Source organism: Arthrobacter sp. P1_H7, from assembly GCF_056405215.1.
Genome location: NZ_JBFUCO010000006.1, coordinates 251,539 through 263,671 on the forward strand (window position 1 = coordinate 251,539; position 12,133 = coordinate 263,671).

The following is a 12,133-nucleotide window of genomic DNA, read 5'->3' on the forward strand; positions in this document are numbered from 1 at the left end:
GCGGCGCCGGATTTTCCTTTGGGGGATCTCCGGCGCCGCTTTTTTGTGCCCTTTTTGTCGTGCTGCGGTTTTGTGGCCATGCAAGAATGGCCCCACAGCCGACGGAGGGGCCAGCATGGACCGGACACACGCAGAACGCGGCAACCCCCCACCCGGGGTCTCAGCAATACTGACCTCAGCCAGGCCAGCGGCGCCGCGGCCGGCGGTTCGCCGGCGCTGCGCGGCTACCTGGCGACGCCGACGGGCGAAGGGCCTTTCCCGGCCGTCCTGATGGTCCATGAAGCCTTCGGCCTGGACGACATCACTGTCCGCCACGCCGACCGGATGGCAGCGGCCGGTTACCTGACACTGGCCGTTGACCTGTACAGCGACGGCGGGGCGCGCCGCTGCCTCGTCGCCACCATGCGCGCGCTGTCCGCGGGCGAGGGCCGGGCCTTCACCGATCTGGCCACCGCCCGGGACTGGCTGCTTGCGTCCGGCCGGACCACGGGCAAGATCGGCGTGATCGGCTTCTGCATGGGCGGCGGCTTCGCCCTGCTGCTGGCCAATGACGGCTTCGACGCCGCCGCCGTCAACTATGGACGCCGCCCGAAAGACCCCGCGGCGGCCCTCGCCGGCGCCTGCCCGATCGTGGCCAACTTCGGCGGCCGGGACCGCACCCTGCCCGGCGAAGCGGCAAAACTCGCGTCCGTGCTCGACGGGCTGGGCGTGGAGAACGACGTGAAGGAATTCCCGCACGCCGGGCACGCCTTCCTCAACGATGTGGAGACCGGGCCGAGAGTGCTGCGGCCGCTCATGCGGGTCATGGGCATCGGCCCGGATCCGGAATCGGCCCCGGAAGCCTGGCAGCGGATCGAGGACCACTTCGCCAAGCATCTGAACCCCAACTGAGTCGCCGCAGGCCGTTTTGAGTCCCTAAGACGGCGCCAGCCGCGACTTACTTAGGCAGGCGGGCGCTGGGCGTGAAACCATACGGACCATGGTCCAGAAGATTGCGTACCAAGGTGAGCCCGGCGCCAATTCAAATATTGCCTGCGCGCAGATGTTTCCCGGGCTGGAGAGCGTCCCCTGCGCCAGCTTCGAGGACGCTTTAGAGCTGGTATCCAGCGGCGAGGCCGACCTGGCCATGATTCCGATCGAGAACTCGATCGCCGGCCGGGTGGCTGACATCCACATCCTGCTGCCCCAATCCCGGCTGCAGATAGTGGGCGAATACTTTCTTCCGATCCATTTCGACCTGATGGGCATCCCCGGCAGCACCATCGAGGGGGCCACCGAGGTCCACAGCCACATCCACGCCCTGGGTCAGTGCCGCAAGTTGATCCGTAGTGCCGGCCTGAAGCCTGTTATTGCCGGGGATACCGCGGGTTCCGCCCGTGAAGTGAGGGAGTGGAACGATCCAGCCAAGCTGTCCCTCGCTCCCCCGCTCGCGGCCCGGATCTACGGCTTGGAGGTGCTGGCTTCGCGGGTGGAGGATAACCCGTCCAACACCACGCGGTTCGTGGTCCTGGCGCCGGAAAAGGACCTGCCGTCCCGGGAGGCGCTGCCGGGACCGGCTGTGACCAGCTTCCTGTTCCGAGTCCGGAACGTCCCCTCCGCACTCTTCAAGGCGCTGGGCGGGTTTGCCACGAATGGCGTGAACATGACAAGGCTGGAGAGCTACATGGTGGGCAACGAATTTGCGGCAACCATGTTCATGGCCGACGTCGAAGGGCACCCCGAGGATTTGCCGCTCAGCCTGGCGCTGGAGGAACTGGAGTTCTTCACCACCGAGGTACGCATCCTTGGCGTGTATGCCGCCGCCGAATACCGGACCGGGCAGGCAGCCGGCCTCTGACCGCCAGCCCGGACCAACCTTGCGAAGAAGGCCACCCCACGCGGTCACACCGCCGCAGCCCGCCCTGCCTGCAGGAGGGGCGCGAAGAACGCGGCAAGCTCCGCCGTCGCCGTCAGCGGCAGGATGTTGGCCACGTACTGGTCCGGGCGCACCACCACGATGACGCCGCCGCGGTCGATGCCGCGCAACTCAAAGATGTCCGCCGCCGGGTCGGTGCCGTAGACCTTCTCGAGGTAGGGGAGCTTGAACGGCCCCACCTCCGGCGTGAAGACGGCCGGGACGTTGCCGATGTCGATTCCCGTGTGGTCCTGCTGGTAGATCACCTTCACGTCGAACCACGCATCACGGTCGGCCCCTGCGGGGGKGGCGGCGAGGGGCGAGTCCGGCGCGCCGGCCAGCCACGCGGCGAGGTCCGCGGCGGGCGACGGGGCCCCCGCCTGTTGTCCTGGCGCTGCCGGGTCCGCGAAGACGTAGATGCGCCAGCGGCCGTCCGCCGTGGCCTGGTGGCCGAGCTGGACCGGGTTGGTGTCGCAGACCCGCACGACGGGCGCGGACTTGAAGCGCTTGCCGACGGGAAAGCCGGTGGCCAGCTGCTGGTGCGTCGCCTCGGCGACGACCATCGACGGCGAGTACTCGGTCATGAAGCCGGCAGGGAACTCGGCGGTGCGCACGTAGAAGTCCTCGAGCTCGGAGGGGTTTTCAAACTCCTCGGGCTTCTTCGCCATGAGCGTCGACCACACCTTGTCGAAGTCAATGAGGTTCTTCGCGACGACCTGCCGCTCGGCCGAGTATGTGGACAGCAGGCTCTCCGGGCTGCGGCCCTCCAGCACGTGGCCGAGCTTCCAGCCGAGGTTGAAGCCGTCCTGCATGGAGACGTTCATGCCCTGGCCGGCCTTGGCGCTGTGCGTGTGGCACGCATCCCCGGTGATGAACACGCGCGGCGTGCGGGTGCCCAGCTCCTCCGGCAAGACGTCGTCGAACCTGTCGGTGAGGCGGTGGCCCACCTCGTAGACGCTGTGCCAGGCCACGTTGCGCACGTCGAGCGTGTAGGGGTGGATGATCGCGTTGGCCTTGGCGATGATCTGCTCGATGGTGGTCTTGCGGACGGCCCCGCGGTCGTCCGCGGCGACCTCGCCGAGATCTACATACATGCGGAAGAGATGCCCGCCCTCGCGCGGAATCAGCAGGATGCTGCCGCCGTCGTGGGACTGGATGGCACATTTGAGCCGGATGTCGGGGAAGTCCGTGGAGGCGAGCACGTCCATGACGCCCCATGCGTGGTTGGCCTGGTCGCCGGCCATGGTGCAGCCGATCGACTCGCGCACCCTGCTGCGGGCGCCGTCCGCGCCCACGACGTACTTGGCCCGGACGATGCGTTCCCGGCCCTCGTCGGGACCGGCGGTGTGCGCCAGCGTCACCGTGACCGGATATTCACCCTCGCCGGTGACCTCCAGGCCACGGAACTCCAGACCGTAGTCCGGGGACATCCGGGCCGGGGACATGGCCATGAACTCGGAGAAGTAGTCGAGCACGCGGGCCTGGTTGACGATCAGGTGCGGGAACTCGCTGATCCCGCCCGGGTCATCGAGGGTGCGGGCGCTGCGGACGATGTTCGAGGGGTCCGCGGGATCCGGCTTCCAGAACGCCATTTCGGTGATGCGGTACGCCTCGGCGATGATCCGCTCGGCGAAACCGAAGGCCTGGAAAGTCTCTACGCTGCGGGCCTGGATGCCGTCGGCCTGGCCGATCGCGAGCCGGCCCGGCCGGCGTTCCACGATCCGGGTGGTGACGCCCGGGAACTGGGACAGCTGGGCGGCGGCGAGCATGCCTGCGGGGCCGGAGCCCACGATCAGCACATCAACCTCGTCGGGAAGCTGCGTGGGCCGATCGATGCCGACGCCGGCGGCCGGCTGGACTCGCGGGTCACCGGATACGTAACCGTGGTGGTGAAAATGCACGGGCTTTCCTCACTTCGTTGTGTGGCGGCCTGTCAACGGCCTAGCATGTTCGATATTAGAACGTGACGTTCGATAATAGAATTTCTGTCCCTGATCCAGAACTGTACGGCAGATATGACGCAGGTTACAAGTGCGCCAGATGGTCCCGGCAAATGCCCAGGCAAACGTCCCGGCGCAAGGGGTTGACGCTCCGCCATTCCCGGGCCATAGTGTTTCGTATACGATTTCGTACTCGATGAGGAGTAACACTTGGAACAGGTCACCGACCACATCCTGGCCGCGGCCCGCAAGGTCATCGCGGTGCATATCAACTACCCCAGCCGGGCAGCCCAGCGCGGCCGCACACCCGAGCAGCCCTCCTACTTCCTGAAGCCGTCGTCGTCCCTGGCTCTCGGTTCGGCAGCAGCCCCTTCAACCGTGGAGCGCCCGGCCGGCTGCGAACTCCTCGGCTACGAGGGCGAGATCGCCCTGATCATCGGCAAGCCCGCCCGCCGCGTGGGCATCGAGGATGCGTGGAGCCATGTCGAGTGGGTCACCGCCAGCAACGACCTCGGCGTCTACGACCTCCGCTACGCGGACAAGGGCTCCAACCTCCGTTCCAAAGGTGGCGACGGCTTCACGCCCGTGGGCCCGGGCCTGATCGCGGCAGACGCCGTCGATCCCGCAAAACTGCGGATCCGCACGTGGCACAACGGTGAGCTGGTCCAGGACGACACCACCGGGGACCTCCTCTTCCCGTTCGCCCGGCTCGTGGCCGACCTGTCCCAGTTGCTGACCCTCGAAGAGGGCGACATCATCCTCACCGGCACCCCCGCCGGGGCGTCGGTGGCCAGACCGGGCGACGTCGTCGAAGTGGAAGTAGACAACGACGGCGGCGGGCTCACCACCGGCCGGCTGGTCACCCGGGTGGAGGAAGGCACGACGCCGTTCGCGGACTTCGGCGCCCGTCCCAAGACCGATGATCTCCAGCGGGAGGAAGCCTACGGTTCCCGTGAAGCGGCCGGCCTCGCCGTCGCCCAGCCGTCAGGAACGCCGGGCCTGTCCCCGGAGCTGAAGACCAAACTGGAGTCCGTCTGTACGGCCACCTTGTCCTCCCAGCTGCGCAAGCGCGGCCTGAACAACGTCAGCATCGACGGCCTGACCTCCACCCGCCCGGAGCGGCGGATCGTGGGACTGGCCCGGACCCTGCGCTACGTGCCCAACCGCGAGGACCTGTTCAAGACCCACGGCGGCGGCTTCAATGCCCAGAAGAAAGCCATCGATTCCGTCAACGAGGGCGAGATCCTGGTGATGGAGGCCCGCGGCGAAAAGGGCACCGGCACGATCGGCGACATCCTGGCCCTGCGCGCCCAGGTCCGCGGCGCCGCCGCCATCATCACCGACGGCGGCGTCCGCGACTTCTCCGCCGTGGCCGCCATGGACATGCCGACCTACTATGCCAACCCGCACCCGGCCGTCCTGGGTCGCCGACACATCCCCTGGGACACGGACATCACCATCGCCTGCGGCGGCACCACCGTGCAGCCCGGGGACATCATCGTCGCGGACGCGGACGGCATCCTGGTGATCCCGCCGGCCCTCGCCGAAGAGCTCGCGGACGACTCGATCGCGCAGGAACGCGAGGAAACCTTCATCGCCGAGATGGTGCAGCAGGGCCACAGCGTCGACGGCCTCTACCCGCTCAACGCCGCATGGCGTCTCAGGTACTTGGAATGGGAAGCGATGGGAAGCAGGCAAGACCAATGACTGAGACAGCCAGGGCCGCAGCCACGCCGGCCGCGACCTCCGGCAGTAAATCCGAGCAGGCCTACGCGGCCGTCAAGGCCCGGATCGTGGACGGGACCTACTCCCCGGGCTACCGGCTGGTGCTGGCCAAGATCGCAGAGGACCTGGGCGTCAGCGTGGTGCCGGTCCGCGAAGCGATCCGCCGGCTTGAGGCCGAGGGCCTGGTCAAATTCGAGCGGAACGTCGGCGCCACCGTGTCCGGGATCGACCCCACCGAATACCTTTACACGATGCAGACCCTCAGCATCGTCGAGGGCGCCGCCACGGCACTCTCGGCCCCGCTGATCGGGGCGGCGGACGTGGCCCGCGCCCGGGCCGTCAACGCCGAGATGCGCGAGTGCCTGCAGCATTTCGACCCCGTCCGGTTCACCCGGCTGAACCAGGACTTCCACAGCGTCCTGTTCGAGCACTGCCCCAATCCGCACATCCTGGACCTCGTCCACCGGGGCTGGAACCGGCTGGCGTCGCTGCGGTCCTCCACGTTCCGCTTCGTCCCGGGCCGTGCCCACGAATCCGTCGATGAGCACGAGGCGCTGCTGCAGCTCATCGAGTCCGGCGCCAGCCCGGATGACATCGAAAAGGCCGCCCGCCGCCACCGCAGCGCCACCCTCGACGCGTACCTCGCCCAAACCAGCACGGGGTCACTTAGCGCCCATTAGGGCGCCCGGCATGGGCCGTAAGTGACCCCGCGTTGCACTACCAGTAAGGAAAAACAATGACGTTTACTGCCGCAGAAACCACAGCCCACTACGTTCCGCAGGGCCTTCCCACCCACATCCAGCACTACATCAACGGCGAATTCGTTGATTCGGTGGGCGGGGCAACTTTCAATGTCCTGGACCCGGTGTCCAACACCAACTACGCCACCGCCGCCGCCGGCCAGAAGGAAGACATCGACCTCGCCGTCGCCGCGGCCCGCGAGGCGTTCGTCAACGGCCCGTGGCCGAAGATGAAGCCGCGCGAGCGGGCCCGGGTCCTGAACCGGATCGCCGACGCCGTCGAGGCCCAGGAGGCACGCCTGGCCGAGCTCGAAACGTTCGATACCGGCCTGCCGATCACCCAGGCCAAGGGCCAGGCGCTGCGCGCGGCGGAGAACTTCCGCTTCTTCGCGGACCTGATCGTGGCCCAGTTCGACGACGCCATGAAGGTCCCCGGCGCCCAGATCAACTACGTCAACCGCAAGCCGATCGGCGTCGCCGGGCTCATCACGCCGTGGAACACCCCGTTCATGCTCGAGTCCTGGAAGCTCGCCCCGGCCCTGGCCACCGGCAACACCGTGGTGCTCAAGCCGGCCGAATTCACCCCGCTCTCGGCCTCGCTGTGGGCGCAGATCTTCAAGGACGCCGGGCTCCCCGACGGCGTGTTCAACCTGGTCAACGGCCTCGGCGAGGAAGCCGGCGATGCCCTCGTGAAGCACCCGGATGTGCCGCTGATCTCCTTCACCGGCGAGACCACCACGGGCCAGACGATCTTCCGCAACGCCGCAGCGAACCTCAAGGGCCTCTCCATGGAGCTCGGCGGCAAGTCACCGTGCGTCGTGTTCGCCGACGCGGACCTCGACGCCGCGATCGACTCCGCCCTTTTCGGTGTCTTCTCGCTCAACGGCGAGCGCTGCACCGCCGGCTCCCGGATCCTGGTGGAGCGCGCCGTCTACGAGGAATTCTGCGACAAGTACGCCGCGCGGGCCAAGAACATCGTGGTCGGTGACCCGCACGATCCCAAGACCGAGGTCGGCGCCCTGGTCCACCCCGAGCACTACGCCAAGGTGGCCTCCTACGTGGAGATCGGCAAGACCGAGGGCCGGCTGCTGGCCGGCGGCGGCCGCCCCGACCACCTGCCGGAGGGCAACTACATCGCACCCACGGTGTTTGCCGACGTTGCCCCGGACGCGCGGATCTTCCAGGAGGAGATCTTCGGCCCCGTGGTCGCCATCACCCCGTTCGACAGCGACGCCGAAGCCCTCGCCCTGGCGAACAACACCCGGTACGGGCTCGCGGCGTATATCTGGACCCAGAACCTGACCCGCGCGCACAACTTCTCACAGAACGTCGAGGCCGGCATGGTCTGGCTCAACAGCCACAACGTCCGCGACCTCCGCACCCCGTTCGGCGGCGTCAAGGCCTCCGGCCTGGGCCACGAGGGCGGGTACCGCTCCATCGACTTCTACACCGACCAGCAGGCCGTCCACATCACCCTGGGCACCGTCCACACTCCTAAATTCGGCGCCTAAGTTTCCCGCCGGCCCCGCCCAGACCCCTTTCAAAGAAGAGAGAGCACCATGACCAACTTCGTCCCCACCCCCACTGTCCCGGCTCCGGACATCGTCCGCTGCGCCTACCTGGAACTCGTGGTCACGGACCTCGCCAAGTCCCGCGAGTTCTATGTGGACCTGCTGGGCCTGCACGTCACCGAGGAAGACGAGAACACCATCTATCTGCGCTCCCTCGAGGAGTTCATCCACCACAACCTGGTGCTGCGCAAGGGTCCCGTGGCCGCTGCGGCCGCCTTCGCCTACCGGGTGAAGTCCCCGGCCGAGGTGGACGCCGCCGAGGCCTATTACAAGGAACTCGGCTGCCGCACTGAGCGCCGCAAGGATGGCTTCACCAAGGGCATCGGCGACGCCGTCCGCGTCGAGGACCCGCTCGGCTTCCCCTACGAATTCTTCTATGAGACCGAACACGTCGAGCGCCTCACCCAGCGCTATGACCTCTACTCCGCCGGCGAACTGGTCCGGCTGGACCACTTCAACCAGGTCACCCCGGATGTCCCGCGCGGCCGGGCGTACCTCGAGGACCTGGGCTTCCGCGTCTCCGAGGACATCAAGGATTCCGACGGCGTCACGTACGCCGCGTGGATGCACCGCAAGCAGACCGTGCACGACACCGCCCTGACCGGCGGCAACGGCCCGCGGCTGCACCACATTGCCTTCGCCACGCACGAGAAGCACAACATCATCCAGATCTGCGACAAGATGGGCGCCCTGCGCATCTCGGACCGGATCGAACGCGGCCCCGGCCGGCACGGTGTCTCCAACGCGTTTTACCTCTACATCCTGGACCCGGACGGCCACCGCATCGAGATCTACACGCAGGACTACTACACCGGCGACCCGGACAACCCCACCATCACCTGGGACGTCCACGACAACCAGCGCCGCGACTGGTGGGGCAACCCCGTGGTCCCCTCCTGGTACACCGAGGCCTCCCTGGTCCTGGACCTCGACGGCAACCCGCAGCCCGTAATCGTCCGTGAGGAAAAAAGCGAGATGGCCGTGACCGTGGGCGCCGACGGCTTCTCCTACACCCGCAAGGAAGAGGACGGCTCCGCCGGAGAAGCGACGGGCTTCAAGCTCGGGGCGCAGGTCTAGCGTGCTGGATCCCGCAACGATCGAGGCCATCGCAGACGAACTGCTGGAAGCCGGCCGCAACCGCACACCGGTCCCCCGCCTGACCACCCGCTACCCGGAGATGACGGTGGAGGACTCCTACGCCGTCCAGCAGCTGTGGCGGCGGCGCAACGAGGACGCCGGACGCCGGCTGGTGGGCCGCAAGATCGGCCTCACGTCCAAGGCGATGCAGGCCGCCACCGGCATCACCGAGCCGGACTACGGCGCCATCTTCGATGACATGGTGCTGGAAACCGGCTGCTCGGTGCAGTGGGACCGGCACACGCATCCCCGGGTCGAGGTGGAGCTCGCGTTCGTGTTGAAGCAGGACCTCGCCGGCCCCGGCTGCACCATCTTCGACGTCCTGAATGCCACCGACTACGTGGTCCCGGCCCTGGAGATCCTGGACTCCCGGATCGAGATGGAGGGCCGGACCATCGTGGATACCATCGCCGACAACGCGGCCATGGGCGCCATGGTGATCGGCGGCAACCCCGTCCGTCCCGACGCCGTGGACCTGCGCTGGGTCTCCGCTATCCTCTACAAAAACCAGACAGTGGAAGAAACCGGCGTCGCGGCAGGGGTCCTGGACCACCCGGCCAACGGCGTGCACTGGCTGGCCAACAAGATCGCCGCCCACGGCGACGGGATGAAGGCCGGCGACATCATCCTCGCCGGCTCCTTCACCCGGCCCCTCTGGGTCTACAAAGGCGACACCGTGCACGCCGACTACGGACCGCTGGGGAGCATCACATGCCGCTTCGAGTAGAACCCGACGCAACGTTCAGGCACGCCCTGCGCAAGCAAACCGGCGCTGCCGGCCGGCCGCTGGCCGGGATGTGGGTGTGCTCGGGCAGCCCGCTGGTGGCCGAGCTCTGCGCCGGGTCCGGCCTGGACTGGCTCCTGATCGACGCCGAACACAGCCCCAACGGGCTCGAATCCGTCCTGGCCCAGCTGCAGGCCGTGCACGGCTACCCGGTCCAGGCCGTGGTCCGGCCGCCGGTGAACGACACGGTGCTCATCAAGCAGTACCTGGACCTGGGCGTCCAGAACCTGCTGATCCCCATGGTGAACTCGGCAGCCGAGGCGGAGGCCGCCGTGGCCGCCACCCGCTACCCGCCGCACGGGGTCCGCGGCGTCGGCTCCGCCCTGGCCCGGGCCGCGCGCTGGAACCGGATCCCGGACTACCTCGCCCGCGCCTCCGACACCGTCAGCGTCACCGTCCAGATTGAATCCGAAGCCGCGGTTGCGGCCGTGGAGAACATCCTGGCGGTGGACGGCGTGGACGCGATCTTCCTCGGGCCTTCCGACCTCGCCGCCTCCATGGGGCTGCTGGGCCAGCAGGAACACCCCCGGGTGCGCGCCGCCGTCGAACACTGCCTCGCCGCCGCCACCGCAACGGGCAAACCCGCCGGCGTGAACGCCTTCAACCCGGCGACGGCCCGCGCCTACCTGGCCGCCGGGGCAGCGTTTGTGCTGGTCGGGGCCGATGTGTCCATCCTGGCCCGCGGCTCCGAGGCCCTTGCCGCCGAGTACATCCCACCGGACCCGGTGGCTGAGCCTGGCGGCACCCCCGCCAGCTACTGAAGCTTCGGGGCGTTAAACGCGACGGCGGCAGCCACCTCTCCAGGTCGTTGTTCTTGACCTTCTGCCAGCCCAGCCACAGCACCAGGGCGAAGAACGGAACGGTCGCCAGGGTCCACAGGCCCAGGTGGAAGACCTCGCCGGTCTTGCTGGTCATGGTGTCGAAGCCGATCAGCACGGTGATGGCCAGCAGCGCGACCAGTCCGGCCCAGCTGGTCCACGGCGAGCCCGGCATGGGCAGGCTGGAGACGCGGCCCTTCTGGTGGCGCAGCGCGATCTGGCTGGCGAAGATGGCGCCCCACGTGAAGATCACGCCGATCGAGGCGGTGTTCAGTGCGAGGTCGAAGGCGTGCGAGCCGCCGAGCCAGATGTTCAGCAGGATGCCCACGAGGTAGAAGGCGGCGATCGCCAGGATGGCCGCGTACGGCACGTGGCGCTTGGACATCTTGGTAAGCCACTGCGGGGCATGCCCATTGTTGGCCATGGTGCGGAAGACACGGCCAATCGAATACAGGCCCGAGTTGCAGGAGGACAGGGCGGCGGTGATGACGATCATGTTCATGACGTCGCCCACCCAGCCGAGGCCCATCTGGCCGAACACGGTGACGAACGGGGACACGCCGGCCTTGTACTGGTCCGAGGGCAGCAGCATGGCCAGCAGCAGCACGGAACCGACGTAGAACACCACAATGCGCAGTACGACGGCGCGGATCGCCTTGGGCACTTCGCGCTTGGCATTCTCCATCTCACCGGCGGTGATGCCGACGAGTTCGATGCCGTTGTAGGCGAAGATCACGGCGTTGAGCACGAGGACCATCACCAGGGCGCCCTTGGGGAACATCCCGCCGTCGTCGGCAAAGAGGTTGGCCACCGAGGCGTGGCCCGTGCCCACCTTGGCGTTGGTGACCACCATGAAGGTGCCGACGGCCAGGAAGATCAGGATGGCGCCGACCTTGAGGCAGGACGCCCAGAATTCAAACTCGCCGAACGCCTTGACGCTGAGCAGGTTGACGGCCACGAGCAGCGCGAGCGCGGCAATCGCGGAGGCTTCCACCGGCACGTTGGGGAAGAAGAACTGGAAGTACAGGCCGATCGCGATCAGTTCGGCGATGCCGGTCATGCCCCAGTTGATGAAGTACATCCAGCCGGAGAGGAAGGCGCCCTTCTTGCCGAACATTTCGCCGGCATAGCTGACGAAGGAGCCCGAGGTCTGGCGGTACATGATGAGCTCGCCCAGAGCCCGCATGAGCAGGTAGGCGATCACGCCGGCGATGGCGTAGGAGAAGATCAGCGCCGGGCCCGTGGAGGCCAGGCGTCCGCCGGCTCCCATGAACAGGCCGACGCCGATTGCGCCGCCCATCGAGATCATCGTCACGTGACGGCCGCTCAGGGTCTTCTTGTAGCCCTCGGCGCTGAGGGTCGAGTCGACGGCGGATTCCGCTGGCGCGCTCTTGAGTTCTGTGGGGGTAAGTGATGGCACAACGGTTCCTTGTAGGTCGAATTATGGCCGGGACGGGACCGGGATTCGGTTACACAGCATGCGGGTTCTGCCCGGTGGGGCAGCCTCGTGTACCGAACCTCACA

At 67.5% G+C, this 12,133-nt stretch carries 9 protein-coding genes and 1 pseudogene; 8 read left to right on the forward strand and 2 right to left on the reverse strand.

The annotated features are described in order from the left end of the window. The first annotated feature begins 78 nt into the window (after nt 1-78). Both AC1DXI_RS09090 and AC1DXI_RS09095 read left to right on the forward strand, forming a co-directional pair. Complete coding sequence (locus tag AC1DXI_RS09090) at nt 79-891, forward strand: dienelactone hydrolase family protein (RefSeq protein WP_476938307.1); 813 nt, start codon at nt 79-81, stop codon at nt 889-891. An 88-nt stretch (nt 892-979) separates the two neighbouring features. Continuing rightward, on the forward strand, nt 980-1,837 hold the full coding sequence (locus AC1DXI_RS09095; protein ID WP_476938308.1) for a prephenate dehydratase: 858 nt from the start codon (nt 980-982) through the stop codon (nt 1,835-1,837). Nucleotides 1,838-1,881: 44 nt separating this feature from the next. Here AC1DXI_RS09095 and AC1DXI_RS09100 read toward each other — a convergent pair whose 3' ends face one another. Beyond that, on the reverse strand, nt 1,882-3,795 hold the full coding sequence (locus AC1DXI_RS09100; RefSeq protein WP_476938309.1) for an FAD-binding monooxygenase: 1,914 nt from the start codon (nt 3,793-3,795) through the stop codon (nt 1,882-1,884). A 249-nt stretch (nt 3,796-4,044) separates the two neighbouring features. Here AC1DXI_RS09100 and AC1DXI_RS09105 point away from each other — a divergent pair, with 249 nt between their 5' ends. From AC1DXI_RS09105 to AC1DXI_RS09130, 6 genes are read left to right on the forward strand one after another with little or no spacing between them, the layout of a single operon-like run. Further along, nucleotides 4,045-5,541, forward strand: coding sequence for a fumarylacetoacetate hydrolase family protein (locus AC1DXI_RS09105; RefSeq protein ID WP_476938310.1), 1,497 nt, complete (start codon nt 4,045-4,047; stop codon nt 5,539-5,541). Continuing rightward, a complete protein-coding gene (locus tag AC1DXI_RS09110; protein WP_476938311.1) occupies nt 5,538-6,239 on the forward strand; it encodes a GntR family transcriptional regulator in 702 nt (233 codons plus the stop codon). The genes AC1DXI_RS09105 and AC1DXI_RS09110 overlap by 4 nt, the downstream gene beginning before the upstream one ends. Nucleotides 6,240-6,295: 56 nt before the next feature. Then, a complete protein-coding gene (hpaE, locus tag AC1DXI_RS09115) occupies nt 6,296-7,810 on the forward strand; it encodes a 5-carboxymethyl-2-hydroxymuconate semialdehyde dehydrogenase (protein ID WP_476938312.1) in 1,515 nt (504 codons plus the stop codon). 48 nt (nt 7,811-7,858) lie between these two features. After that, the gene (gene hpaD / locus AC1DXI_RS09120) at nt 7,859-8,947 is read left to right on the forward strand and encodes a 3,4-dihydroxyphenylacetate 2,3-dioxygenase (protein ID WP_018775073.1); all 1,089 of its coding nucleotides are present in this window, start codon (nt 7,859-7,861) and stop codon (nt 8,945-8,947) included. Between the two features lies 1 nt (nt 8,948). Next, nucleotides 8,949-9,734 (forward strand): 2-oxo-hept-4-ene-1,7-dioate hydratase, encoded by a 786-nt coding sequence (hpaH, locus tag AC1DXI_RS09125; RefSeq protein ID WP_476938313.1) that lies wholly within the window; start codon nt 8,949-8,951, stop codon nt 9,732-9,734. After that, nucleotides 9,719-10,552: an HpcH/HpaI aldolase family protein gene (locus AC1DXI_RS09130; RefSeq protein WP_476938314.1), complete on the forward strand. Its 834-nt coding sequence runs from the start codon at nt 9,719-9,721 to the stop codon at nt 10,550-10,552. The genes hpaH and AC1DXI_RS09130 overlap by 16 nt, the downstream gene beginning before the upstream one ends. Nucleotides 10,553-10,598: 46 nt before the next feature. On the opposite strand, the pseudogene AC1DXI_RS09135 reads toward AC1DXI_RS09130, so the two are convergent. After that, nucleotides 10,599-12,029 (reverse strand): annotated as a pseudogene (locus AC1DXI_RS09135) (amino acid permease); the annotation flags it as partial. Nucleotides 12,030-12,133 lie beyond the last annotated feature (104 nt).